Source organism: Streptomyces neyagawaensis (assembly GCF_023516595.1).
GTDB classification, from domain to species: domain Bacteria; phylum Actinomycetota; class Actinomycetes; order Streptomycetales; family Streptomycetaceae; genus Streptomyces; species Streptomyces neyagawaensis.
The window spans coordinates 77,177-101,808 of sequence record NZ_JAMGBG010000065.1; the positions used below are offsets into that span (position 1 = coordinate 77,177).

A 24,632-nucleotide genomic window follows, 5' to 3' on the forward strand; every position below is an offset into this window, starting at 1 on the left:
GCGGGGGTGTGTCGCAGGACCGCTAATTGGGGGCTGGGCCCCCATGTGTCGCCCCCCGCTCCCGCCCAGCATGGATCAGGGCTGGACCAGCCCAGGTTCATCAGGGGGAACAGGAGGAGCATTGAAGATCTCCATGCGCAACGCGACGCAGGCCGGTGTCACGGCCCTGGCGCTCGGCGCGGCCACGGTGCTGTCGACGGGGCAGGCCCATGCCGCGACCGGTGTACGGGTGGACTCGGTCCGCATCCACGTCAACGCCGTGGCCGGAAAGGCGAACGACCTCTCCATCACGCGGTCCAACAGCACCGTGACCATCAGCGACGGCGGCGACGCCGTCACCGCGGGGTCCGGCTGCACCCAGGTCGACCGCGACACCGTCACCTGCCCGTACGGCAACCGCACCCTCACGCTCGACATGGGGGACCTCGGCGACATCGTCCTCGTGACCGGCGGTGTGCCCGCCGACATCAGCGGGGGCTCGGGCGACGACATCATCACGATCGACTACACCGCCACGGCGAGGACCTTCCTCAACGGTCAGGCGGGACACGACACCATCTTCGGCGGGGCCGGGGTCGACAACATCACCGGTGGCGCCGGGGACGACGTCATGTTCGGCAGGAACGGCGACGACCGCCTGGACGCCGGCGACTTCACGGCCGGCAACGACCGCTCCTTCGGAGACGCCGGCACCGACACCTGCACGGGGGACGCCAACGACCTGAAGGACAGCTGCGAACGCTGAGGTGCGCGGTCGTCACGCGGTCGCCTGCGCGTCGTGCGCGACCCGGTGGCGGTGGTCACGTCCGAGAGTCGGCCGGTACCACCGCCACCGGGCACACCGCTTCGTCCAGCAGGGCGCGCACGGTCGCACGGGAACGCGCACCCGGCTCGCTCCCCACCACGACGATCCCGGCCCCGGAGGCGTGGTGGGTGAGCGCCTGGACGGGGGACAGCAGGACGACGTCCTCAAGCACCCGAACGTCCGGGTACCGTTCCCGCCACGGACGCAGCGCGTCGGCCAGGACCTGCACCTCGTGGTCCTCCCATGTCGCACGGTCCCTCTCAGGTACGGCGAACGGCCACTCGGCGGCGCTCGCGGGAAGCGCCCAGGCGTGCACGACACGGAGACGCACCCCTCGCGCCCGGGCACAGTGGAAGGCGAAGTCGACCGCGCCGGCGACAGCGTCCCGCGCGTCCATCCCGAGGACGACCTCTCCGGCGCGACGCCCGCCGCCGGTCCCGTGTCCGGCGGGGTTCCGCGCCACCGGCGCGTCAGGGGAAGCCGTCGTCGGTTCCATCACAGTCCGCCCTTCCGCCCCAGTGGGTGGGAAACTTCGGTGCCACCCAGCCTCCGCCGCGCCTGCCGCCCCCGACAGAGGCCGACCGGACCCGTGCACGGGACCCAGGTCCCTCGTGCCACGGGCCCGACGGAGATCAGAGTGGAGACCCACCCCTCAAGGAGGTCTCCCGATGTCTTCTACGGTCACCGTCGGTCTGGACGGCTCGGACGAGAGCCTGGCCGCGGCCGACTGGGCCGCTCGCGAGGCAGCTCTGCGCGGCCTGCCGCTCCGGCTCGTACACGCCGGGGGACAGGAGCCGCACGCCTACGTCCCGTTCGCCGGTGAGCCGGTGCCGCCGCCGGGGGCCGACCGCTCGGTCAGCCTCCTGCCCGAGGCGCGGGCCCGGCTGGCTCACCGCCACCCCGGGCTACGGGTGAGCACCGAGCGACTTCCCGGCCGTACGGTGCCCGCTCTGGTCGCCGCCGCGGAGGAGTCGGAACTCCTCGTGCTCGGCTCACGCGGCCTCGGGCGCACGGACGGGGTCCTGCTCGGTTCCGTGGCCCTCGCCGTGGTGGCCAGGGCCGGGCGACCGGTCGTCCTGGTCGGTTCCGGCGAGGGCGAGGGCCGGACGCGCGGGGCGGACTCGGCCGGCGACTCCGCCGCCCGGGCCGGGCTCCCGAGGGATGTGGTGGTGGGACTCGACCTCGGTGCACCCGACGACCTCGTCCTCGGCTTCGCCTTTGACGCCGCCTCCCGGCGTGCCGCGGCGCTGCGCGTGGTCCACGGCTGGGACGCGCGGGCAGCCCGTGCCGCGGAGGCCGACACCAAGGTGGCGTCCCACCGGGGTCGACGGGGTGCCGAGGCGCCGCCGGGACCGGCCGAGGTGCTGCGGCCGTGGCGGGACAAGTACCCCGGTGTCCAGGTCACGGAGGAAGCGGTGATCGGCAACGCGGGGGCGCACCTGGTGGACGCCTCGTGCGACGCCGCCCTGGTGGTCGTGGGCCGACGCGGACGGGCGGGACACGTAGGCCCACGCCTGGGCCCGATCACCCACCACGTCGTCCAGCACACCGCCTCACCGGTGGCGGTGGTACCGCACGACTGACGGCGCGGGGCCAGGGGCCCGACTGACGACGCGGGGGCCTCGCGCGGTCACCCGACATCAGGGACGCGGAGCGGGCTCCTCGCCGCCCTGGTCGAGCCTGAAGGGCGGATACACATCCGTGAGCAGGGCGGCATAGGCAGCCACCCGCAGCACCCAGCGGTTCAGCCCCATCACCAGGTCGAACAGCCCGCGCGGATACCGGTCCGTCGCCGCCAGCGCGATCCCGGCGAACAACACCAGCAGCCCGATGAGCCCTCCCGAGAACCACACCATCCGTACGCCGCCCAGAAGGAACCCCAGCACCAGATAGTGCGGGATCGCCAGCAGCCACCACTTCACCAGGACCAGACCACGGGAGAGCTGCTCCGGGTACGCCACGTCCCAGTGGGTCGGATAGTCGGGGACGTCGGCGAGGGTGAACGGCGGGTAGCGGTCCGTGCCCAGACCACCGTACGCGTAGTACGCCACCCGCCAACTCCAGCGCAGGACACCGACGTTGAAATCGAACAACGACCGCGGGTAGCGGCCGGTGAACAGGATCGCGAAGAACGCGATGACACCGACCACCGTGAACGCCACCCAGAGGAACATCAGGACGACGTAGTGGGGGAACGCCAACAGCCACTTCACCAGCCACAGCCAGCGCGAGAGCGGGGTGTCGAGCCGTGCGCTCAGCCGGGCGGGGTGTGGGGACGCGATGAACTCGGTGCTCATGAGGACCGATCCCTTCGTCGTTCGGCGACGGTCACTTCCGGGACTCCCGGTGGTGGCGAGATCAGGCGCGCTGTCCGGGGCCTCCACTCCAGCTTCCGGTCACGGGCCGGGACGCGCACATGGGCTGAAGGGGGACAGGACGCGGGGCCGAGCAGCCTCCCGTGAGGACCTGCCGGGCCCTGCCCCTGTGCATCTCTCGGCGTGACGCTGAAATCGAAGGAGAACCTGCCGTCGGAGGTGCCGAGATGCGTTCACCCGTGGTCGCCGGAGTCGATGGATCCGCGGAGAGCCTGGCCGCCGTGGCATGGGCGGCCCGCGAGGCCGTACGCCGGGACCTGCCCCTGCACCTGGTGCACGTCCTGGACAGGCGCACCCGCCGCCGGGAGGACGAGATCACGCGCGCCGCGCAGCGGCGTCTGGGGCGGAGCCATCTCACGCGGGCCGAGCAACGCGCCCGCGCCGAGTGCCCCGATGTCCGGCTCTCCGACGAGCAGCTGGAGGGCCCCGCCGTCACCGCGCTGGTGAAGGCCGCCGACCAGGCGGACACGCTGGTCCTCGGCTCGCGCGGGCTGAGCGGCTTCACCGGCTTCCTCGTGGGCTCCGTCGCGCTCGGCGTCGTCGCCAGGGCGACACGCCCCGTCGTCCTCGTTCGGGCCGGGGAGCGGGCAGAGGACGAGCGTCTGCTGCCCGCCGACGGAGGTGACGTCGAGGGAACGGACGAGCGTCAGCCAGTCGGCAGAGGCGGCGTCGGGGGAGACGACCGGGGAGGGGCTTCGGCCGGCACCGGTTATCGGGACGTCGTGGTCGCCGTCGACCTGGGCGACGCCTGCGACGAGGTCATCGAGTTCGCTTTCGAGGCGGCCCGGCTCCGGCACGCCCGGCTGCGGGCCGTGCACGCATGGTGCGCGGCCGGCCCGATGGGGCTCGGCCCCGGTGACATCGCCCTCGTGGACCGGCCGCGGCAGGGCGAGGAGTGGCAGGGCTTCCTGGACGCCGTGCTCCGGACGTGGTGCGACAAGTACCCGGACGTGGAGGTCCTGGCGACGGTGGTGGAGGACAGGCCCAGGACCGCGCTGGTCCGAGCCGCCTCGGGAGCGAGCCTGCTCGTCGTCGGACACCGGCTCGGCGACCCCACCCCCGGCCCCCGCACCGGACCCGTCACCCACGCCGTGATCCACCACGTCGGCTGCCCCGTGGCCGTCGTACCCGTGCTTTAGGGGCCACGGTGCTCCTGTCCGGCGTGTCCTGATCGTGGGGCCGCCCGCGCGGGCCGCGGCTGATGCCGTCCGGCGGCAGGGCGCCTCAGTCGATGGTGAGCACCTCGTCCACCGGTCGGCGTGGTGTCGCCGGGCCCGAGGGGCCGTAGCCGAGCCGGATGACCATCTGGACGAAACCCATCGCGGACTCCGGGTCGCGGGTGATCCAGCGGACCTCGGGCCGTTCGAGGGCCTGGGACGTGAGGGAGGTGGCCAGCCCGTCGAGGGTGGCCTGGAGCAGGACGCGTTCCATGGCCTGCCCCGCCACCAGCCAGTCCCTCGGCCGGTCGTCCCTGGTGCCCAGGACGGCGAGCTGGGGCGCGCTCTCGAACACGGCGCTCTCACGGCCGGGAAGCGGCTGACGGCCGGCGAAGTCGCGTACGGGCGCCCCGCCGTGGTGCTTGACGGGGCCGAAGGCGTAGTCCGGTACCCCGTCATCCGCCGTGAGCGCCGCCTCCGGGCCCGTGCGGACCCAGCGCCTCAGTTCCTCCTCCGCCGCCGGGTCCCGCGCGTCACGCCCCTCGGCGTCCCGGACCGAGTCCAGCAGGGTCTGTACGTGCCAGGTGTCGGGGAACGCGAGCCGAGCCCCCTCCAGCAGGGCGGCGGCGCTGAGGCCGTCCCTGATGGCGTCGGGCACCGCCTCGTCGGAGAACGGCTGCCTGCTGGTGCGGCGACGGTGGATCGCCGGGTACAGCGGGCCCAGGTTGTCCTCGGGCGGAGTCTGTCCGGTGAGCCGTACGACCGCGAGCAACCGGGGGTCCGAGGGGTCGGGCAGCAGTTCGGTGACCGGAGTCCAGCCGGCGTGGGCGGCGGCGACGCGCAGATTGAACAGGGCAGCGGCGCAGCCCAGGTGAAGGGCCCGGGCCGTCGGGTCCGTCCTCGGCATCGCGCGGTCGAGGTCCGCCCGGATGTGGAAGGTACCGTCGCCGGGCAGGAAGCGGAACTCCCAGGGCTGGGCGTTGTGCATGGACGGAGCCGCCGTGGCGTCCTCCACCAGGGCTGTCAGGGTCTTCTCGTCGAGTGCGTGTAGGGACACCACAGCTGCTTCCCTCCAGTGCCGACCGGCCGAGGTGGGGTTGGGTGACGTGTGTGCTCCGGCCGGTCGGCTCGACTCGTGCCGGGCATCAGGGTGTGCCGGACGGGGCGCTCGTTCCCGAACGCAGAACGGTCAGGCGTCGGCGGTACTCGTCCTCGTCGATGTCGCCACGGGCGAAGCGCTCGGCGAGGAGTTGCTCGGGGGAGAGGCCTCCCGGTGGAGGACCACCGACCCAGGTGTTCGCCCCGCCCGCACTTGTCGACCTTTCCGCCTTGTCCGCTCCGGACGCTCCGGACAGTGAGCGGAACAGGAGCACGCCGAGGGCGATCAGCGCGGCCCAGAAGAGGATCATGCCCGCCGACATGACGAACCAGCCCCACCCGCCGAGATCATGGCCGTACCAGAACATCGTGGTCACCCGCTTCCTCACGATCACCGGGCGAGGGCCTGACCCCCGCGCCTGAGGCGCTCACTCCCACTGTCGTCACCGCAGCTCCTTCCGGCATGGGCCGAAGAGGCAGACCGGCGGGGTCGTTGGTCCCTGCCGCGGGGCCGGCGGTGGGACGCGGGGAGGTGGCGGACGTGGCCGGTGGCGGAGAGGGAGCTCGTCGGCCGCCGGGCGGGACCGCTCACCGCCGGGTGTCCGCCCGGTCAGCCGTGCGGTACGACCGCGACGGGACAGCGCGCGTGGTGGACCGCCGCCTGGGCGACGGGACCGAGACGGGGGACCGGGGTGTGGCGGTGCCTGCGGCGGCCCACGACGAGGAGGCCGGCACCCTCCACGGCCGACAGGACCGCTCGCGCGGGACTGTCCAGGCGCACGGTGTCCGACACGTCCACCCCCGGGAACTTCTCCCGCCAGGGGCGCAGCGCGCGGCTCAGGCTGGTGTGGGCCTCCCGCTTGGCGTCATGCGTCACGGTGTGGTCCATGCCCCACGGGGTGAACGCGTGCAGCGGCACCCCGTGGCCGTGGACGGCGCGCAGGGGCACACCGCGGCCCGCGGCCGTGGAGAAGGCGAACTCCAACAGGTCGTCGGACGGCCCGTGCAGCTTCAACGCCACCACCACGGCGCCCTCCGCCCCGGATCCGCGCGGGCGTTCCTCGTCACGCTCCTCGGCACGGACCAGGACCACGGGCCGCTCGGCGTGCCCCACGACGGACACGCTGATGTCGCCGAGGAAGTAGCTCTCCGCCTGGCTCACGCCCCGTGAACCGAGGACGAGCATCTCCGACTCGGCGGCCGCCTGGATCAGCGCGTGCTGGGCATCTTCCGCGACCAGGTTGCCGACGACGGTCAGACCGGGGTTGCGGGCCTGGATCTCCGCCTTGGCGTGGTGCATGAGCCGCCTCGCCCAGTAGTTCTGGTCCACCTCAGAGGGCAGCCGCGTGGGTTCGGGGACGAGCAGGGGCCAGGCGTGCAGCAGGCGCAGGGTGAGGTTGCGGCGCTCGGCCTCGTCGGCGGCCCAATGGGCGGCGGCGACGCTCTCCGGTGAGCCGTCGAGGCCTACGGTGAGGGCTTGTCCCATGGGGGCTGCCTCCGTCTCGTACGAAGCGGGAGGTCGGCGGACGTGCCACCGCCGGGGCTGTTGGCGGCCCGGTGGGGCACGGCGGTGTCCCTTCGAGAAGTACCTCGGATCGCTTCCGGGCGCATGCGCTCGGCCTTACCAGCACCGCTGACGTCGCCGAACGAACGTATCCCTGACCGTGCAGGTCACGCAGCCACCGGCCGAACAGGCGAAGCCGCGCTCGGCCGCCCGCCACCCGCCACCTGTACGCGAGTGGCCTCTGCCGGGCGGCGCGCCGATGCTGGAGACGGTGAGGGCGGCGGTCGGCCGCACTCGCCGACGACCGCCTCCGGGCACCCCGCACCAAGATGAGGAGGACCGTGATGGCCCATACCGTGGAGTGGAAAGTCCGTCTCCATCTCTTCGAGGAGGAAGGGACGACGAAGGCACGCGTGATGCTCGACACCGGGACCACGGAGCTCGTCGGACACGGCGTGGCCCACCGCAGCCCCGAGGACGTGGACGTGCCGGAGATCGGTGACGAGCTCGCGGCGGGCAGGGCCCTGCACGACCTCGGCCGGCAACTGGTGCGCGTGGCCGCCCAGGACATCGAGGCCGTGGGCGCGGCCGGCCGCGGGCCCGGTGACCTTCCGGAGACCGGCTGGCCGCTGCCCGATCAGCCGCCGGGAGGTTGACGACGGCCCGACACGACGACCTGGACCGGGTGCACGTCACGCACGCCGGCGCGGACGGGCCCGGAGCGCCGGATCGAGCCACGGTCACACGTCATAGCGGCATTCGAGGAAACGGCGGCCATCATGCGAGCTCAACTCGGTGACCGACTCGTGGTCGAGAGCACCACCACCGGCGCCACCCGGCGCGACGGCGAGATCGTCGGACTCCACCACGAGGACGGGACGCCCCCCTACGACGTGCGCTGGTCGGACACGGACGAGGTGACCCTTGTCTTCCCCGGCCCGGACGCTCACATCCACCACATCGAACACCGGCCCGTCGGCGGGCGAGAGCAGTCCCGGCCGTCCGTGCCGCCCGCGGACGGCGGCGGGGCGCGCACCGGCACCGAGGCTTCCGAGACCGCGTCGGGCAGACCGCCCAACCCCGGTGACATCGGCCGCCGTGTCGCGGCCGAACGCCTCCGCCGGGGGCTGACCCGGGAAGAGGCGGCCCGCCGTGCCGGAATGGCACCGGAGTACCTGGCCTACCTGGAGGAACAGCCGGCCGATCCGACCAAGGCCAGCCTCATCGGCCTGGCCGACGCCCTGGACACGACCGTCGCCGCCCTGCGCGGCGCCGGAGTCGACCTGCCGTCCGGCCAGGGCCAGGCGCTCCGGCACCCCCTGCTGGTGGACCTCGACCCCGACGAGTGCCGTGCCCTGCTGTCCACGCACGGTGTGGGCCGGGTGGCGGTCTCGTCGGCGAGCAGCCCGGCGGTGGTCCCGGTGAACTACGAGGTCGTCGGCGACACGATCGCGTTCCGGACCGCGCCGGAGTCGGTTCCGGCGGCGGCCGTGGGGTCGGAGGTGGCCTTCGAGGTCGACCATGTGGACGAGGCGATGAGCCAGGGCTGGAGCGTCCTCGCCGTCGGAACCGCGCGGGTGGTCACCGAACCCGACGAGGTGCGTCGGCTGGTGGAGGGCGCCCACTCCACGCCCTGGGCCGGAGGCGTCCGCGAGATGTGGGTGGCGATCCGCCCCACACGCGTCACCGGGCGCCGCATCGTCCCGGCGGAGCCGTGAGAGGGAACTGCCGACAGTCCCCTGCCCCCCACGACACCACCGCCGCGAAACGGTGCCCGTGCGGATGCCCGCCCCCTACCCCCTACCGGCTGACCCCGGCCCCCGCGCGGACGCCGGCCCCCGGGCCGACCAGGGCTGCTCCTGCCGCCGTTCCACGGTTCACGACCGCGAGACCGCTGTCACGACGGTGGTTTTCCCTCGCTCTGCGCGGCCTGGAGGTCGGCCAGCAGTTCGGCCTGTCCGGCGAGCACCCCGGAGAGGATGGTCCGTGCCACGCGCAGCAGTTCGGCGACGTCGGGGCTGGTCAGCGAGTAGTACACCGTCGACCCCTCCTTGCGGTTCTTGACCAGGTTGGCGCGGCGCAGCACCGCGAGCTGCTGCGACAGATGGGCGGGCTCGATGCCCACCTCGGGCAGCATCTCCGCGACCGCGTGCTCACGCTCGCTCAGCAGTTCCAGGACCCGGATGCGGGCCGGGTGGCCCAGCGTCTTGAAGAACTCGGCCTTCAGTTGGTACAGCGGCGTACTCATCGTGCCGTCGCCTCCTCGACGCGACCGTACGGTCTCACCGGCAGGGGCGCGGCGGGTCGCATCCACTCACTCGTCAGGAACATGCGGTCCATCCTCGCCTGCCGCCCCGACCACGCCGAAACCGCGCAGGAGAACCAAGCAGCCGGACGAGCAGCCGGACCAGCAATCTGACGCGGCCATGTCGACTTCCCCGCCATGGCCGCCGAGTACGCCCCCTCTGCCGCAGCCGCCCGCATCGCCCTCACAGGGGCAGAGTGATCCATATGCTCTTGCCGTTCCCATCGGTGTCCGGGTCGATGACGGCGGTGCCGCCCAGGCCGAGCGTCAGTTCCATGACGGTGGCCAGCCCTCCGGTGCCGTTGCCTGCGAGCGCGCCGTACAGCGGGGGCTGGTAGGGGTGGCGGTCGTGGACGGCGAGGGCGAGCCGGTCCCGGTCCGCCGCGTAGATCACGGTCAGCTGCGGTGACAGGAGGGCGGCGTGCCGGACGCTGTTGGCCACCAGCTCGCCGAGGATCAGCAGGGCCGGGTCCACGGTGGGGTGCCGTAGCCCGATCCCCCATTCGGTCAGGGCCTGCTCGGCGGTCTCCCGGGCCAGGCGTACGGCGGCCGGCATGGTCGGGAGGGTGAGCACGTGCCGGAGCGGCAGCGCGTCCAGTCGCGTGGTCATCCCCGTACCGTCCGTCCCTGGCCGGTGTCCGCGGGCAGGATCCCGGCCGTCTCCAGGTGGTGGCGGGCCGCCCGGATCGCCTCCGGTGTGGAGGCGTACTCCCGGCCGTCGTGCCTCAGCAGCTCCAGCGCGCCGACGGAGTCCAGGACCCGGCGCTGACCGGGTCGTATCCCGGAGGCCAGGACGAGGATTCCGCGCCGCGTCAGCCTCTCCACCGCGTCCTTCAGCACGAGGGCACCGGTGGCGTCCATCGTGGACACGCGGGACATGCGCAGGATGACGACCCGTACGTCGGCCACCTCGGTCAGCTCCAGCAGGAAGCGGTGCGCGGCGGCGAAGAACAGCGGCCCGTCGATGCGGTACGCCACGATGTGCTCGGCGAGCAGGGCGTGCTCCTCGGCGCTGTGGTCGCCCCGGTCGAGCGGCACCCGGTCCAGACGGGCCTGCTTGGCGACGGCGCGCAGGGCGAGCGCTCCCGCCACCGCCAGGCCGATGATCACCGCGTACACGAGGTCCAGGGCAAGGGTCGCGACCGCGGTCAGGACGAGGATCAACGCGTCCGAGCGGGTCGCGCGGGCCATCGCCCGCAGTGAACCGACCTCGACCATGCGGACCGCGGTCGCCAGCAGCACCCCGGCCAGGGCCGCGAGCGGGATCCTCGCCACCAGGGGTGCCGCCGCGAAGACGATCACGGCGAGGATCGCGGCATGGGTCAGGGCCGCCAGCCGGGAACCGGCGCCCGTACGGACGTTGACGGCGGTCCGCGCGATCGCTCCGGTCGCGGGCACCCCGCCGAACAGCGGGGCCGCGAGGTTGGCCAGCCCCTGGCCGAACAGTTCACGGTCGGGGTCGTGCCGCCGCCCCACCGTCATACCGTCCGCCACCGAGGCCGACAGCAGGGACTCCAGGGCCGCGAGCGCCGCGACGGCCACGGCAGGGGCGAGCAGGGAGCCGAGTGCGCCCGGGTCGAGGAAGCCGAGCGAGGGTGCGGGCAGTCCGGACGGGAGGTCACCGATGGGCGCGGCGTCGAGGTCCGCGACCTGGGCGACGACCGTGGCCGCGACGACGGCTACGAGGGAGAACGGGACGGTCGGCCACAGACGGGCGCCCACCAGCATGATCACGGCGACGGACACCGCGAGGCCGACCGCGGTCCAGTCCGGGTTCCCCGCGAACTCCGCGGCGGCCCGCCACGCCACCACCAGCACCCGGTCGCCGTCGGGCGCGGGCACGCCGAGCGCGTGGGGCACCTGCTGGAGCCCGATGACGCAGGCGATGCCGAGGGTGAAGCCCTCCACCACGGGCGCCGGTACGTAGCGCATGCAGGATCCGGCCCGCAGCACGGCCAGGGCCATGAGCATCACACCGGCCATCAGCCCGACGGTGAGCACACCCGTCGTCCCGTACTCGCCGACGATCGGCACCAGCACGACGGTCATAGCCCCGGTCGGCCCGGACACCTGGAGGTCGGAACCGCCGAACAGGGCGGCGAGCGCACCGGCCACCACGGCGGTCGCCAGCCCCGCCTCGGCCCCGAGACCCGAGGAGACACCGAAGCCGAGCGCGAGCGGCAGGGCCACGATCGCCACGGTGAGCCCCGCGAGCAGATCCCGTCTCGGGGAGCGCCCCATGGCCGCCAGGTCGGCGCGCGAGGGCAGCAGCGCGGTGAGCCGCGCCGCGGCCTGGTTCAGCGGAACGGACACGACCCCTCGGCTTCCCTGCGGCGCCCCGTCTCGGAGCGGACCCCATGCGCCGCGCCCGGCGGACACGGGCACGGCAACACAGCATCTAGTGAATTGCTAAATTTTGCAATTCCGCAGGTGGGGGGAGGGGGAACCGGGGTGTCAGCTCGTCTTGTGGCCCCATCGCGGGCCGACCAGGGTCCATTCCCTGCCCCACTGCTCGACACGGCGCCGGTCGAGCCACCACCGTCCGGCACGGCCGACGCCGTACGTCAGGCCGCTCAGGGAGAGCGCCGCGGCCGTGCCGAGCGCGCCGGCCTCGATCGCCGCTTCGTTCTGGGTGGGTGGCTCACTGGTCAGGGCGCCCGTTCCGTCGATCCAGACCGTGACCTGAGCGTCGGCCTTCCGACCGCCCTCCACCAGCGTCCTTCCGGTGCGCCGGGTGCCGTCCGGTGCGTTCCAGCGGACCTCCGCAGAGGAGCGGTCGCCCGTGCTGTACGGACCCGAACCCGGCTCAGGGACGTCGGCGAGGAGTACGGCCGGGACCGAACGCCGCTGGGCGCGCTGGTCGGCGAAGACCTCCTGCGCCGCCTGCGCGGTCAGGAAGCCGGCCAGGCTGCCTCCGATCACCATGACCGCCCAGACGGCGAGCACGACCCACGCCTCCAGTACGTCCTCGTGGCGCCGCAGCGGATTGCTCCGCCATCGCCACAGGAGCTTCTTCCCTCGCCTGCTGCCGGCCATCGGTCCGCACCTCCTCCTCGTCGTCCCTGTGGAAGGTGCCAGTCGGAACACCGCCGTCACATGGGCCGTTCAGGTGCCGTCATCAGGGCCGACCGGGGCCGACTCGCCGCCCGGCGAGGGTCGTTCGGCCCTGGCCGAGTCGTGCGGCGCGCGGGCGGAGCGCTTTGGGCGGGTGCGGTGGGCGACCGTCGTGGGGGGTGACGCCCTGCGGTCGGCCGGCGGCACGCGAGCCGGGACGCAGGACGGGAAGGGCTCCACCCGCTTCTCGCGGATCCTGATTGCGCGGTGCGCGACCTCGCGGGCCGCTTCTCCGCGTCTCTCCTACGGGGCCCTTCCCGTCGGTTTCAGGACAACACGAGGACGGCGAACGCGCCAGGGCCGAACGCCCCCGACTTGTCACCTCCGCACTGGAGCCGTGACCCGTGCCACGAGAGCCCGGACGTCGCACTCGCCCTGACCATCGCCCCCGTCCCACGAAAGCGGCCCGCCCCCGGACGTTGCCGGGGACGGCTCCGGGGCGGGCACCGCGACCACGGGAACCGTCGCGTGGAGCAGGCACTCCCGGCCGACCGCCCCGATCGGGGGCAGCCCGAACGCGCCATGCGCCCGGCGTCCCAGAACGAGCAGGCGCGCGCCGCGGGCATGTCGGAGAAGCACCCGAACGGGTGGTCCCTGCGTCACGACGGCGTGGACGTCGGCGGCTATCCGTGGGCCGAGGGCCTCTCGCAGCGTGTCGGCGAGCAATCCCGCGGCTCTCACCCGCTGTTCGGTGACCGTCGGGCGGGCCGACGGGGGAGCGTACGGGGCGAGTGTGGGGCCGGCCGGCTCCCAGGCGTGCACGGCGACGACCTCCGCGTGGACGGCGCGGGCCTCCCGGACCGCCCAGCGCAGCGCGGACACGGACGCTTCGGAGCCGTCGACGCCCACGACGACGGCCTTCTCGCCGGGGACGTTCTCGGCGGTGATTTCCGGCATGGCGGCCTCCCTCAACGGCCTCTGGACCCACCATGCGGTGGCGCGGGGCGACAGCACTTGGGCCGAGGGGGCTCGTCCCGCCGGCCGAACGGCCCCCGGTTCACACTCGGGCAGCTCCGGCTCCGGCTCCGGAACTGGCGGTAGCTGCGGCAGCTCCGGCGCCGGTTGCGGCGAGGGACTCGGCCCGGGCGGCGTGGGTGAGCAGTCGGTGAGCCAGATCGCGTGCCTCCTCGGCCGTCAGCGCGGCCCAGACGCCGGGTTCGTCACCCTGGTCCGGCCCCACGCGCAAGGTCACCCGGGTGATCGGCCGGGCCGCCGTCAGCGTCAGGCACTTCACCGTGATGCTGCGCCCGCAGGAGGTCACCAACGGGGGCTGGTCACCCGGTGAATGCCGCTCCTGCCCTGGAGCCGTCATGGGTCTCACACCTTTCTCCGAGCCGCGATGCGGGCCCCTTCCGCGGGCTTCGCCGTGAACGTCGCGACACCGGCCGGGGTATCAGGAACAGCGCCGTGCGGGCGTGTCTTGTTCCCGCGCGGGCCCGTCGGTTCGGCCGCCGTCACAGCTCTCCCGCGGAGTGCCGTCGGCGCGAACGGTCGCGCGGTCGCGGTTCAGTCGTGCGGGACGATCGCCACGGGGCAGGGCACATGGTGCAGTGCCGCGTGGGCGACCGGCCCGAGTCTCCATGGACCGGGCCGGTGCCGGGGGCGCCCCACGACGAGGAGGCGGCCGGCGACCGCGGCCGTCAGCAGCGCCTGGGAGGGATGGCCCGTGGTGACCTGCTCCTCGACGGGTGTGTCGGGGAACGTCTCCCGCCAGGGCTTCAGCGCGGCGGTCAGCCGTACGCGTTCCTCCGCCTCGAAAGGGCCGACCGGCTCGGTGACGAGCTTCCCGTGAGGGTGGGCCGCCAGGGCGGCGAGCAGGGGCAGGACCCGTACGACGTGGACGGGGGTTCCGCGCGACGCGGCCTCGGTGAAGGCGAAGTCGAGCAGCGCGTCGGCGCTCGGACCGGGCTCCTGAACGCCCACCACGACCGCGTCCTGGCTCGCCACCGCGGGCCCGCCCGGGCTGTCGTCGGCCGACGGATCGCCGGCCCGCACGGTGACGGCCGGACACCGGGACTGGCCCAGCACGTGCAGGCTGATGGAGCCCAGCAGGAAGCTCGCCAGGGAGCCGTGGCCGCGGGAACCGACGACGAGCAGGGCCGCGTCGGCGCTCCGGTCCACCAGCTCATCGGCGGCGGGGGCCGAGACCAGCTCCGTCGACAGCTCCAGGTCCCCGTAGCGGTGCAGCACCTCCGCCTCGGCCCGGCGCAGCGCGTCCCGGCCGTACTGCCGCTTGCTGCGGGCCTCTTGCGGAAGGGCCGGCACATCGAGCGGTTGGGTGGTCCACGAGTGGACCAGCACGATCGGCAGGCGCCGGGCGGCGGCCTCGCGAGCGGCCCACCAGACGGTGGTCATACCGGCGGGGGTGCCGTTGAAACCCACGGTGACAGAGCCGATCATGGCCCACCTCCGCTGTCGGCGTGCCGGCCGTCGCGTCGTCACGCCTCGCCCCCACTTCCGTCTCCTCCATTTTCTCCCCGCTGGGGGTGCGAGGGTCAGGGGCCGGACGGCACGCGCCCCCGGGCCCTCCGGCCCTGCGCGGGGGCCACGAGTCCGTCAGGACGCGAACAGCACGTCCGTGTCCAGCATCTGCCGGGCGGGACGGCGCGGGGACGGCGGGCCCTCCGGGCCGTAGCCCAACCGGACCACCATCTGCGCGTGGGCGCGGAGGGCGTCGCCCGGGGGCACGACCCGCTCCCGCAGATCCGGCCACTCCAGCGCCTGGTGCAGGAGCGACGCCCGCAGCCCGTGGGCGGTGGCCACCAGCAGGACGCGTTGGAGTGCCTGCCCGGCGCGCAGCCAGTCCGACCTGCGGTCGTGCGAGGTGGACAGCACGGCGATGGACGGCCGCTTCTCGAAGGGACGCGTGGCCAACACGGACGGACGCCGGTGCGCGCCGAAGTCCCGCAGGGGCATCCGCTCCCAGAAGTCCTGCGGTCCGATCGCCGCCGGCGGCATGCCGAGAGCGGCCGCGTTCGGCTCGTGCACCCAACGGCGGCTCTCCGCCGCCCGGTCGGGGTCGGCCGTGTTGCGGCGCTCGGCATCACGGAACAGCCGCAGCACCCGCTCCGTCCCACCCGGGCCGGGGCGGCTCAGCAGGGCGCCCTCACTGTGCGCGGCCTCGGCGAGTTCCGCCGCCACCGCGCCGGGCAGGGGTGCTTCGGAGAACGGGAACCGGCTGCTGTGCCGGCGCCACAGCGCCTCGTACAGCCGGGGAACGGCCGCGTTCCGCACCGGCCCGCCGAGCCGTACGGTGGCCAACAGATCCGGTTCGCCGGGCCGGGGCAGCAGCCGGGTCACCGGCTCCCGGCCGAAGTGGGCGACCGCCAGCCGGAGGTTGAGGAGGGCGCAGCCCACGGAGAGGTGCAGGGCACGGCCCGTGGGGTCGAGGTGCCGTAGCCCGCGGTCCGCCACGGCACGGACCTCCAGCGTCACCGTGTCCGGGTCGAACCGGAAGCGCCAGGGCTGGGTGTTGTGGATCGAGGGAGCGGCCACGGCCGCCGACACCATCGTCTCCAGCGTCGGGAGTGCGGGAGCTGCGGACCACATCGGGAACTCCTTCCCGCCCCGCGCCGCGGAGCCGGGGCTGGGTGGTGGACCCTGCCCACAGTGGTGGCGCCGCGCCGGACGCAGTAGGGGCCGTACGGCTCCACGGCCGGGCCGCACGGCACCCGACGGGAGCCCTTCGGCACCCTGCGCCGTGGCATGCCGGGCGCTTTCCTGGAAGAGGGGGACCGAGACCCGGAAGGGGTGCGCAGCATGGTCACGACGGCATCGGCATCGAGGTCGACCTCGCTCATCAGGAAGCGGTACGCCGTCCTGCTGGCCGGCTCCGCCGTGGTGGCCTTCGTCCTGCGGGCCGTGCGCGACGCGCTGGCACTCCGCGCGCTGCGCCGCCGCACGGACCGCCGCGCGAACCGTCGGCTGCCGACCACGCTGGTCGTGCCGATGACGCCGGTGGCTCCGGCGAGGCCGATCGCGCCGGCAGGTCCGCCGACGACCGTGCCCCCGCCCTCGCCGATGGGCTCGCCGACGGACGTGGCCGCCCGTCGCCCCGGTCCGGCTCTCGTGTCCCGCTGAGCCGTTCGGCCCGTGAGGCGGGGGGGAGTTGGGGCCCAAGGGCCCAGGGGAAGGACTTGCGGCCCCCTGCGCACCGCCGTCTCCCTCCCCGATGCTCGGCTCAGGCCCATCCGGCCGGGACACAGGAGGTGCGCACCATGGTTCGGTACGTGATCGCGGGAGTCGACGGATCGACCGAGAGTCTCGCCGCCGCCCACTGGGCGGCCAGGGAATCCCTGCGCAGGGGCATGGAGCTGCGGCTCGTACACGCGTGGGAGTGGCATCCGCGTCCCCCGGCCTCCGTCCCCCTCGGGACCGGTCAGCGCGCGTGGGCCGAACAGACCCTGGACGAGGTGGTCCGCAGCGTCAGGGCCGCACACCCCGGCCTCGGCATCGAGGACCGGCTCGTGCGGGAAGCCCCGGTCGCCGCCCTGCTCGACGCCACCGACGAGGCCGAACTGCTGGTCCTCGGGTCCCGTGGGCTGAGCGGTCTCGCCGGGTTCGTCGTCGGTTCGGTCTCCCAGCGGGTCGTGGCGCGGTCGACGCGCCCCGTGGTGCTCGTCCGGTCCGGGGAGAGCGCCGCCGGTGAACACCTCCCGGCCCCGGACGGGGTGTCGCCGGACGAGATACCCGAACTCCCGTACCGCGACGTGGTCCTCGGGCTCGACGTCTCCCACCCCTGCGACGAGCTGATCGAGTTCGCGTTCGCCGCCGCCCGGCGCCGCGGCACCGGGCTCCGCGTGGTCCACGCCTACCGGGTTCCGACGGCGTACGCCGTCGACTACACCTACGACCCGGTCCCCGGAACCGAACTGCTCGCGGAACGGGAACGCGCCGTGGTCGCGGCACTCCGCCCGTGGTGCGCGAAGTTTCCCGAGGTCACTGTGGTCGAGACGGTCGTCGAGGGGCGGGCCGCGGGCGCGCTCGTCGACGCGTCGGCCGACGCCTCGCTGGTCGTCGTCGGACGCCGCATCCGGGACGCCCGGCCCGGCCCGCACACAGGGCCCGTCACCCACGCGGTCCTGCACCACGTCGGCTGCCCGGTGGCCGTCGTACCGCACACCTGAGCCCCAGCACGACTGGGCCCCGCACGACTGAGCCCCGTGTACCTGGGCCCCTCGCACCTGAGCGGATGCCCGAGAGCCGTCCGGAACCACGACAGGAGGAACGACCATGAGGATCCGTCACGTCACCGTCGGCGTGGACGGCACGATCACCGCCGTACGCGCCCTCGACCGTGCCGCCGACGAGGCGGCCCTGCGCGGCGTCGGTCTGGAGATCGTCCACGCCGTGCCGGACCTCGACGAGGCCGGCCCCGTGCTCGCGTCCGCCGCCGCACGCGTGCGCGCCCGTCGGCCCGGCACGGCCGTCACCACCGTCCCGGTCCAGGGCCACTCTGCCGGCGTGCTCGCGGAACGGGGACGGCACGCGGCACTCACCGTCGTCGGCTGCCGGGACCTCGGCGGGATCCTCGGCGCGGTGGTCGGCTCGGTGAGCGCGCGCCTGGCCGCGCACGCGCCGGGACCGCTGCTCGTCGTACGCGGCGACTCACCGATGAACAGCCACGACGAGATCATCCTCGGCCTCGACGACTCCACCGACGCGGGTACGGCGGCCTACGCCTTCCAGGAGGCCGAACTGCGCCGCGCCCGCCTGCGGATCCCCCCGTTCACCACGCATCACCCCGTGCTCTCCGCGGCGTCCCACCGGGCCAAGGGGCGGTCGATCGCGCGCCCCGCGCTCGACGCGGCGCTGGCGGACCTCGGTGAGCGGCACCCGACCGTACGCGTGGACGCCCCCGAGCCGGGCTCCGCCCCGGTACGGGCCTTGGTGGACGCCACCCGCACCGCCGACCTCGTCGTGGTCGCGGCCGGTCCCGCAACGCACGGTTCCGGCCGCCATCTCGGACCCGTGGCCCGCGAACTGCTGCACCGCTCCCACTGCCCGGTCCTGATCGTCCCCGCCGGGAACGGGACGGCGTAGCGGAGGGCGCAGGGAGGAGGGAGAGGGGGGAGAGCGGGGAGAACTGGCGGAGCGGGGAGAGCGGCCAGGTCCGGGTCGCCGCCCCAGCCGGACGGATCCGGCATCACAGCCCGGCCCCTCGCTCCCGCTCCCGGTCAGTTCGCCAGCTGGGAGCGGCGGGACATCCCCTGGTCCGACGGTGCCTCGGCGGTGTCGTCGGTCCGGTGATCCAGCTCGGCGGAGACGTCGACGACGCCGTCCACACCCCGGCACAGCCGTAGCACCACGGGGACCATGGACGCGCGCTCGACGGTGCCCCGCAGCGTGACCCGCCCTCCGACCACCCGCACGGTGATCGTGTCGGGCGCGAGGCCCAGGGTCCGTACCAGGACCTCCCCGGCGATCTCCTCCCGGATCGCGCTGTCGCCGCGCAGGAAGACGCGCAGCAGATCGGCGCGGCTGATCAGCCCCACGAGTCGTCCCGCCTCGTCGACCACGGGCAGTCGTTTGACGTGGTGTCGCTCCATGACCTGGGCGGCCTCCACCACCGTCCACTGCGGTCGCGCGGTCACGGCGGGGCTGTTCATCAGCCCCTCGGCGGTGGACGCCTCGGCCTTCGCGCCGGCGGCGTCCATCGGACGCAGCACCGGCAGCAGCCCGGCCGGGTCGAGTTGCGCGGCCTCCTTGCGCAGGAGGTCCGCCTCGGAGACGACGCCGAGGGGGCGGTCGTCGTCGTCCACGACGGGTACGGCCGTGATGTCGTACTCGGCGAGCAGTTTCGCGATCTCCTTGAAGCCGGTGTCCCGCCGCACCCGTACGACGTCCGTGGTCATGAGGTCACTCACCATCCGGTGCCGCATGCCTCTCGCCTCCTGACGACGTTCACGCTGCGTTGCTCTGCTGTGCTCTGCGCTGCTCAACTCCTCTACTCTCACTCTTCGCCGCCGCCGGGCCCGCCCCCAAGGGCCGTTCGGCCCCAGGACCTGGACCGACCAGCCCGTATGCCCCGCGGGCGGGTGCGTGTCCCGCCGCAGCTCCGCGGCGCCACGGCCCGCGGTCGGGCGGGAGCCGACAGGGACCGTTCGACCCCGTCGCGGGACGACGTGGGGACCGTTCGACCCTATCGGCGCCGGGGGCCGTTACGACGATCATGTGGCGGCGCCGGGAAGCGCCGCGTCTCCCACTCGTACGCGCGGGCGCTTCCCGGCCCTTGAGCACATGAGCAGATGGGGAGGACGCCGTCCGATGGACGAGGCGCAGCTGGACCAGGTGAAGCACACGGCGGGGGCGCGGTCGCGTCCCCCGGTCCGTGAGGAGGCCGGGGCGGCCGCCCCGGCGGTGGGGCGGTCGACGTGGGTCGACTGGCTGACGACCACCGATCACAAGAAGATCGGGACGATGTACCTGGTCACCGCGTTCGCGTTCTTCGTCGTCGGCGGTGTGATGGCCCTGATGATGCGGGCCGAACTCGCCCGCCCCGGCCTGCAGATCATGTCGAGCGAGCAGTTCAACCAGGCGTTCACCATGCACGGCTCGATCATGCTGCTGATGTTCGCCATGCCGCTGTTCACCGGCTTCGCCAACTGGATCATGCCGTTGCAGATAGGCGCCCCGGACGTCGCCTTCCCGCGGCTGAACATGCTCGCCTACTGGCTGTTCCTGTTCGGCTCGTCGATCGCCGCGTTCGGCTTCCTGACCCCGGGTGGCGCCGCCGACTTCGGCTGGTTCCTGTACGCCCCGCTGTCCGACGCCGTCCACTCGCCGGGACTCGGCGCCGACATGTGGATCATGGGCGTGGCCCTCTCCGGTTTCGGCTCGATCCTCGGCGCGGTCAACTTCATCACCACGATCATCTGCATGCGCGCACCGGGGATGACCATGTTCCGGATGCCGATCTTCACCTGGAACGTGCTGCTGACCGCCCTGCTGATCCTGTTGGTGTTCCCGGTGCTGGCGGCGGCGCTGTTCGCGCTGGAGTGCGACCGCAAGTTCGGCAGCCATGTCTTCGACGCGGCCAACGGCGGAGCACTGCTCTGGCAGCACCTGTTCTGGTTCTTCGGGCACCCGGAGGTGTACATCCTCGCGTTGCCGTTCTTCGGCATCGTCTCCGAGGTCATCCCCGTCTTCTCCCGCAAACCGATGTTCGGCTACATGGGGCTGATCGGCGCGACCATCGCCATCGCCGGACTGAGCGTGACGGTGTGGGCGCACCACATGTATGTGACGGGCGGGGTGCTGCTGCCGTTCTTCTCCTTCATGACGTTCCTGATCGCGGTGCCGACCGGTGTGAAGTTCTTCAACTGGATCGGCACGATGTGGAAGGGCAGCCTCTCCTTCGAGACGCCGATGCTGTGGACCACCGGCTTCCTCATCACGTTCGTCTTCGGCGGCCTGACCGGGGTGATCCTCGCGTCACCGCCGATGGACTTCCACCTGTCCGACTCGTACTTCGTGGTGGCCCACTTCCACTACACAGTGTTCGGCACGGTCGTGTACGCGATGTTCGCCGGATTCCACTTCTGGTGGCCGAAGTTCACCGGCAGGATGCTCGACGAACGCCTCGGCAAGATCACGTTCTGGACGCTCACCGTCGGCTTCCACCTCACCTTCCTCGTCCAGCACTGGCTCGGCGCCGAGGGCATGCCCCGCCGGTACGCCGACTACCTCGCCGCGGACGGCTTCACTGCCCTCAACTCCCTGTCCACGATCGGCTCGTTCCTGCTGGGCCTGTCGATCCTGCCGTTCGTCTACAACGTCTGGAAGACCGCGAAGTACGGCAGGAAGGTCGACGTCGACGACCCCTGGGGGTACGGCCGTTCCCTGGAGTGGGCGACCTCGTGCCCGCCGCCGCGCCACAACTTCACCTCGCTGCCGCGGATCCGCTCCGAGTCGCCGGCGTTCGACCTGCACCACCCGGAGATCGCCGCGATCGAGAGGACGGCCTGAACCGTGACGCACCCCGTCCCGGCCCTGGGCGCCGCACTGCTGACCGCCTCTGGCTGCGTGTGGTGGCTGCCGGCCCTCGCGACGCTGCGCGCGGGGGCCGACCGGCCGGACTCCGCGCGCGGTACGGCGACGGCCTGCCTGAGCGGCTGGACGACGGTCGCGGGCGTCGCCGTACTGCTTCTTGTGGCCGACCCGTGGTGGGCGCCCGGAGCCCTGGCCGCGGTGGGCGCCGCCACCACGGCCGGCCTGCTGATCCGCGCGGCCGGACGGCGCAGGAGCGAGTCACGGGAGGCCCTGGCGACCCGGCTGGCCCACCTGCACGACATCGACCGGGCCGACCCATGCCCATGGCTACCGCCCCGGGCGCGGATGTACCGCGCCCGGAACCGTTTCGTCACCGTCCTCGGAGTCGGCCTCGGCGTGGCGGTGGCCTCCGCGCTCCTGCCGGCGGCCGTCGGCCCCGGACACGGCGGGGCCGGGGCGGTCGTCGCGGTGCCCGTCCTGCTGACGGCGCTGTTCCTCGCCGTGGCGGTCGGCCGGGCCCGTGTGGCCCGCCGCTTCCCCGGGAGCCGTCCGGGGAGGTGACGGCGGTCCGTGTCACCGCCGGTGCACGGTCTCCAGCGCGGCGACCAGCACATGCGGGTCGTGGTGCCCCTTGTAGACGGCGGGCGGCTGCCGGTCGAGGTCCAGGAGCCCGGCCACGGCGGTCCACGCGGTCCGTACGGAGTACTCGACGGTGAAGGTCGCATCGGCCGGGACTTCGGCGAACTGTCCGATGAACGCCAGGTTGACCGACCCCTTGGGCACCACCTTCGGCCGGTCGTCCCGTCGGCGGGCCAGGAACTGGCTGGTGGCGTACGGCATAAGGCACGGCACGACCGTCGAGGTCGCCAGCACGCGTGCGGCCACCGCCTCGTCGAGGCGCAGATGGTGGAGGACCTCTTCGAGGATCTCCCGCCCCGAGCACATCGTCATCGGCTTCGGCGTCCGGTTGCCGGCCCGGCCGGGGTGCAGGGCGTACCCCCACCACACGCCGACGCCCTCGGGCTGGTCGGGGTGGACCGGCCGGCCGTCCGCGACGATCGTGAGCAGCCAGTCGGAGCCGGTGAACGTCATCGGCCCGTCGTGCCCGGCCCCGTACCCGCCGAACTTCGCCAGCGCGTCCAGGAACACGCCGGGATCCTCGGTGGTCACGGTGAACGACTCCACGCGGGACTCCTGGACGCGTTTGTCGAACGCGTCCGGATTGCCGAAGTCGTCGCGCCCGCGGGCCAGTCGGTGCCAGAGCAGCCAGGCGTCCGAGCGAGGGCGCGGAGGGCGCGGCGGTGAGGTGTGCGAGCCGACGCTGAAGGAGTCCGCCATGGAGCCGTTGGTCACCAGGACCAGATCGTCGGGCGCCACGGCGATCTTCTCGTCCCGTCCCCGGCGGGACAGGGAGAGGGCCGCGACCGTGATGTCCCGGTGCCCCGGCGCGAACTCGAGGTCGACGACCCGGCACCCCGTGTGGACGGTCACCCCGCGGTCGAGCAGCCAGGCCGTCAGCGGCCGTACGACGGAGTCGTACGGGTTGTAGCGGGGACGGTGCACACCCGACAGGGTCGCGAACTCCGGGAGCAGGTGGAGGAAGCGCTTGAGGTGGCGGCGGAACTCGATGGCGCTGTGCCAGGGCTGCAGGGCGAACGTGCTGCACCACAGGAACCAGAAGTTCGTGGTGAAGAAGTGCTCGCCGAAGCATTCGCTGATCCGTCTGCCGTCCAGGTGCGCCTCGGGGGTCGCGAGGCAGCGGGCCAGGTCGAAGCGGTCGCGCTCGGAGAGGCCCGTGGAACGGGTGTCGACGATCCTTCCGTCCCCGTCGACGAGACGCGCGAGGTCGTCCCAGGCGAACCGCTCGTGCTCGGCGAGGATCTCCCGCGTCACCGAAACCGAGGGGTCGTCGAGGGAGGGGATGCCGGACAGCAGGTCGTAGGTGCACCGGTACTCGGCCTCGAACATGAGCCCGCCGCGCAGGGAGTAGCCGGTGTCCGCCGTGCCGTCGGCGTCCAGACCGCCGCCGATCCGCCGCCGCTCCTCGAACAGGTGGATGTCGGAGCCGTCGAAACCGCCGTCGCGGATCAGGAAGCCCGCCGCGGCGAGCGCCGCGATGCCGCTGCCCACCAGATATGCCTTCGCCATCACACAACTCCTCGCGCTCGCCCGCCCGTCGGGAACGGAGCCCCCAGCTTCCCCGGCGCCGGTGCCGCCCGTCATGGGGCCATAGGTCACTCGTCGGGCACCCGGCGGCACACGGGAGGAACGGCCGCACACGGGACGTCCGCCCGCCAACAGGGCCTGGCGGGCGGGACGTTCGGCCCGTGTTCCGGGCCCGTGGGGCCTCTCCGGTGGGCGTCGGCGTCGCGGGACATTGAAGACGCACCGACAGGTCACCCCCTCCGCGCGGCCCACCCTCCGCGCGTCCCACCCTCGAAAGGGATGAGCATCATGGCCGTGCACCACCACCCCCAGCGTCACCCCGCGTTCCGCTTCCGGTCCCTTCGTCGCACCGGGACGGCTCCCGCCTCCGCGGACGGGACGACCGCAGCGGCGACGGCGGCGGCGACGGCGGGCCCGTACGTGTTCGCCGGGCTCCGCGTCCTGACCGGGTTCGTCTTCCTCTGGGCGTTCCTCGACAAGACGTTCGGCTTCGGCTACGCGACCCCGTCCGGCAAGGGCTGGCTCGACGGCGGTTCACCGACCGAGGGCTTCCTCAGCCACGTAGCCGTCGGCCCGATGGAGTCCACGTTCCACGACTGGGCCGGCGCCGCCTGGGCGGACTCGCTGTTCATGCTCGGACTGCTCGGCATCGGGCTCGCCCTGCTCACGGGCATCGGCCTGCGGCTCGCCGCGGCCGCCGGCACCCTGATGATGGCCCTGATGTGGGTGGCGGAATGGCCACCGGCGAAGCACCTGTCCGACGGATCGGCGAGCATGTCGACCAACCCCTTCGCCGACTACCACCTCGTCTACGCCGTCGTCCTCGTGGCCCTGGCCGCCGCAGGAGCCGGCGCCACCTGGGGCCTGGGCAAGGCGTGGGCACGCCTGCCCTTCGTCAGCCGCCACCGCTGGCTCCTCTGACGGCCGACAGCCGACAGCCGACAGCCGAAAGCCGACAGCCGACAGCCGACAGCCGACAGCCGAAAGCCGACGGCTGACGGCTGACGGGCGAGGGGTGAGGGCTCGTCACACAGGGGGCGTCTCCGCCACGACGCGGGGGCGCCCCCGTCGTTCGCGTCACCGGCAGCGGACGCGCACACCGGCAGCAGTCGGGACG

The 24,632-nt window shown here is 73.2% G+C and carries 26 protein-coding genes; 11 read left to right on the forward strand and 15 right to left on the reverse strand.

Annotation, left to right across the window (positions count from 1 at the left end; translation table 11 throughout):
• Positions 1–133: 133 nt before the first annotated feature.
• Complete coding sequence (locus M8J73_RS44900; RefSeq protein ID WP_274757676.1) at positions 134–745, forward strand: calcium-binding protein; 612 nt, start codon at positions 134–136, stop codon at positions 743–745.
• Between the two features lie 55 nt (positions 746–800).
• Here the strand turns inward: M8J73_RS44900 and M8J73_RS25890 are convergent, their stop codons facing one another.
• Positions 801–1,301, reverse strand: coding sequence for a universal stress protein (locus M8J73_RS25890; RefSeq protein WP_079055036.1), 501 nt, complete (start codon positions 1,299–1,301; stop codon positions 801–803).
• 172 nt (positions 1,302–1,473) lie between these two features.
• Here M8J73_RS25890 and M8J73_RS25895 point away from each other — a divergent pair, with 172 nt between their 5' ends.
• Complete coding sequence (locus M8J73_RS25895) at positions 1,474–2,388, forward strand: universal stress protein (protein ID WP_055540637.1); 915 nt, start codon at positions 1,474–1,476, stop codon at positions 2,386–2,388.
• A gap of 57 nt (positions 2,389–2,445) precedes the next feature.
• Here the strand turns inward: M8J73_RS25895 and M8J73_RS25900 are convergent, their stop codons facing one another.
• The gene (locus tag M8J73_RS25900; protein WP_055540636.1) at positions 2,446–3,102 is read right to left on the reverse strand and encodes a DUF4389 domain-containing protein; all 657 of its coding nucleotides are present in this window, start codon (positions 3,100–3,102) and stop codon (positions 2,446–2,448) included.
• A 245-nt stretch (positions 3,103–3,347) separates the two neighbouring features.
• Between M8J73_RS25900 and M8J73_RS25905 the strand changes: the two genes are divergently transcribed.
• Positions 3,348–4,319: a universal stress protein gene (locus tag M8J73_RS25905; protein WP_055540635.1), complete on the forward strand. Its 972-nt coding sequence runs from the start codon at positions 3,348–3,350 to the stop codon at positions 4,317–4,319.
• A gap of 85 nt (positions 4,320–4,404) precedes the next feature.
• Here the strand turns inward: M8J73_RS25905 and M8J73_RS25910 are convergent, their stop codons facing one another.
• From M8J73_RS25910 to M8J73_RS25920, 3 genes are all read right to left on the reverse strand, one after another.
• Positions 4,405–5,394 (reverse strand): Acg family FMN-binding oxidoreductase, encoded by a 990-nt coding sequence (locus M8J73_RS25910; RefSeq protein WP_055540640.1) that lies wholly within the window; start codon positions 5,392–5,394, stop codon positions 4,405–4,407.
• Between the two features lie 88 nt (positions 5,395–5,482).
• Entirely contained in the window at positions 5,483–5,803 is a 321-nt protein-coding gene (locus M8J73_RS25915) for an SHOCT domain-containing protein (protein ID WP_055540639.1), read from the reverse strand.
• Positions 5,804–6,045: 242 nt separating this feature from the next.
• Positions 6,046–6,921: a universal stress protein gene (locus tag M8J73_RS25920; RefSeq protein WP_055540634.1), complete on the reverse strand. Its 876-nt coding sequence runs from the start codon at positions 6,919–6,921 to the stop codon at positions 6,046–6,048.
• 362 nt (positions 6,922–7,283) lie between these two features.
• On the opposite strand from M8J73_RS25920, the gene M8J73_RS25925 reads away from it, so the two are divergent.
• Both M8J73_RS25925 and M8J73_RS25930 read left to right on the forward strand, forming a co-directional pair.
• Positions 7,284–7,595: a DUF1876 domain-containing protein gene (locus tag M8J73_RS25925; RefSeq protein ID WP_055540633.1), complete on the forward strand. Its 312-nt coding sequence runs from the start codon at positions 7,284–7,286 to the stop codon at positions 7,593–7,595.
• Between the two features lie 123 nt (positions 7,596–7,718).
• Entirely contained in the window at positions 7,719–8,657 is a 939-nt protein-coding gene (locus M8J73_RS25930; RefSeq protein ID WP_249829118.1) for a pyridoxamine 5'-phosphate oxidase family protein, read from the forward strand.
• 179 nt (positions 8,658–8,836) lie between these two features.
• Here the strand turns inward: M8J73_RS25930 and M8J73_RS25935 are convergent, their stop codons facing one another.
• From M8J73_RS25935 to M8J73_RS25970, 8 genes are all read right to left on the reverse strand, one after another.
• Complete coding sequence (locus M8J73_RS25935) at positions 8,837–9,187, reverse strand: ArsR/SmtB family transcription factor (protein WP_055542578.1); 351 nt, start codon at positions 9,185–9,187, stop codon at positions 8,837–8,839.
• A 241-nt stretch (positions 9,188–9,428) separates the two neighbouring features.
• The gene (locus tag M8J73_RS25940) at positions 9,429–9,854 is read right to left on the reverse strand and encodes an ATP-binding protein (RefSeq protein ID WP_055542577.1); all 426 of its coding nucleotides are present in this window, start codon (positions 9,852–9,854) and stop codon (positions 9,429–9,431) included.
• A complete protein-coding gene (locus M8J73_RS25945) occupies positions 9,851–11,485 on the reverse strand; it encodes a SulP family inorganic anion transporter (protein WP_283947012.1) in 1,635 nt (544 codons plus the stop codon). The genes M8J73_RS25940 and M8J73_RS25945 overlap by 4 nt, the downstream gene beginning before the upstream one ends.
• A 213-nt stretch (positions 11,486–11,698) precedes the next feature.
• On the reverse strand, positions 11,699–12,280 hold the full coding sequence (locus tag M8J73_RS25950) for an Rv1733c family protein (protein ID WP_055542575.1): 582 nt from the start codon (positions 12,278–12,280) through the stop codon (positions 11,699–11,701).
• Between the two features lie 396 nt (positions 12,281–12,676).
• Complete coding sequence (locus tag M8J73_RS25955) at positions 12,677–13,255, reverse strand: universal stress protein (RefSeq protein ID WP_157873360.1); 579 nt, start codon at positions 13,253–13,255, stop codon at positions 12,677–12,679.
• A gap of 100 nt (positions 13,256–13,355) precedes the next feature.
• Positions 13,356–13,670 (reverse strand): hypothetical protein, encoded by a 315-nt coding sequence (locus M8J73_RS25960; protein WP_240501730.1) that lies wholly within the window; start codon positions 13,668–13,670, stop codon positions 13,356–13,358.
• 194 nt (positions 13,671–13,864) lie between these two features.
• Positions 13,865–14,758 carry a universal stress protein gene (locus tag M8J73_RS25965; protein ID WP_055542573.1) on the reverse strand — a complete coding sequence of 298 codons (894 nt, stop codon included), beginning with the start codon at positions 14,756–14,758 and terminating at the stop codon, positions 13,865–13,867.
• A 156-nt stretch (positions 14,759–14,914) separates the two neighbouring features.
• Positions 14,915–15,907, reverse strand: a complete 993-nt coding sequence (locus M8J73_RS25970) for an Acg family FMN-binding oxidoreductase (protein ID WP_249829119.1) — start codon at positions 15,905–15,907, stop codon at positions 14,915–14,917.
• Positions 15,908–16,117: 210 nt separating this feature from the next.
• Between M8J73_RS25970 and M8J73_RS25975 the strand changes: the two genes are divergently transcribed.
• The 3 genes from M8J73_RS25975 (at position 16,118) to M8J73_RS25985 (ending at position 18,400) form a co-directional block, all read left to right on the forward strand.
• On the forward strand, positions 16,118–16,438 hold the full coding sequence (locus tag M8J73_RS25975) for a hypothetical protein (RefSeq protein ID WP_055543347.1): 321 nt from the start codon (positions 16,118–16,120) through the stop codon (positions 16,436–16,438).
• A gap of 137 nt (positions 16,439–16,575) precedes the next feature.
• Positions 16,576–17,484: a universal stress protein gene (locus tag M8J73_RS25980; RefSeq protein ID WP_055540128.1), complete on the forward strand. Its 909-nt coding sequence runs from the start codon at positions 16,576–16,578 to the stop codon at positions 17,482–17,484.
• A gap of 106 nt (positions 17,485–17,590) precedes the next feature.
• Positions 17,591–18,400, forward strand: a complete 810-nt coding sequence (locus M8J73_RS25985) for a universal stress protein (RefSeq protein ID WP_055540129.1) — start codon at positions 17,591–17,593, stop codon at positions 18,398–18,400.
• Between the two features lie 134 nt (positions 18,401–18,534).
• Here M8J73_RS25985 and M8J73_RS25990 read toward each other — a convergent pair whose 3' ends face one another.
• Complete coding sequence (locus M8J73_RS25990) at positions 18,535–19,239, reverse strand: CBS domain-containing protein (RefSeq protein ID WP_055540473.1); 705 nt, start codon at positions 19,237–19,239, stop codon at positions 18,535–18,537.
• 385 nt (positions 19,240–19,624) lie between these two features.
• Between M8J73_RS25990 and ctaD the strand changes: the two genes are divergently transcribed.
• Positions 19,625–21,325: an aa3-type cytochrome oxidase subunit I gene (gene ctaD / locus M8J73_RS25995; protein WP_079055017.1), complete on the forward strand. Its 1,701-nt coding sequence runs from the start codon at positions 19,625–19,627 to the stop codon at positions 21,323–21,325.
• A 3-nt stretch (positions 21,326–21,328) separates the two neighbouring features.
• A complete protein-coding gene (locus M8J73_RS26000; protein WP_055540472.1) occupies positions 21,329–21,910 on the forward strand; it encodes a hypothetical protein in 582 nt (193 codons plus the stop codon).
• Between the two features lie 12 nt (positions 21,911–21,922).
• Here M8J73_RS26000 and M8J73_RS26005 read toward each other — a convergent pair whose 3' ends face one another.
• Positions 21,923–23,497 (reverse strand): oleate hydratase, encoded by a 1,575-nt coding sequence (locus M8J73_RS26005; protein WP_055540471.1) that lies wholly within the window; start codon positions 23,495–23,497, stop codon positions 21,923–21,925.
• A gap of 306 nt (positions 23,498–23,803) precedes the next feature.
• Here M8J73_RS26005 and M8J73_RS26010 point away from each other — a divergent pair, with 306 nt between their 5' ends.
• Positions 23,804–24,436 (forward strand): DoxX family membrane protein, encoded by a 633-nt coding sequence (locus M8J73_RS26010; RefSeq protein ID WP_055540470.1) that lies wholly within the window; start codon positions 23,804–23,806, stop codon positions 24,434–24,436.
• Positions 24,437–24,632: the final 196 nt, after the last annotated feature.